This window comes from Photobacterium sp. R1 (genome assembly GCF_054600795.1).
On record NZ_BAAHZP010000351.1, the window covers coordinates 1 to 308 of the forward strand.

The 308-nt window shown below is 55.8% G+C and carries 1 protein-coding gene; it reads left to right on the top strand.

Translation table 11 applies throughout. The features are described from left to right. On the top strand, window positions 1–308 hold a 308-nt coding region (locus tag ACYP03_RS25375), incomplete at both ends, for an LOG family protein (protein ID WP_459782584.1).

Here is a 308-nt window from a genome sequence, read left to right on the forward strand (position 1 = left end):
CGGGATGTCGGCCACCAGTTAGGGCTGCGTGAGATGAATATCTGCACCGGCTGCGGGCCCGGTGCCATGGAAGGGCCAATGAAAGGGGCCGCCATCGGCCATGCCCAGCAAAGATACGGAAAAAGTCGATTTATCGGCCTGACCGAACCGTCCATCATTGCCGCCGAACCACCTAACCCTATCGTCAATGAACTGGTGATCATGCCAGACATTGAAAAACGTCTGGAAGCCTTTGTCCGTGTTGGACACGGTATCATTATCTTTCCCGGGGGAGCCGGAACCGCCGAGGAGTTGCTTTACATCATAGG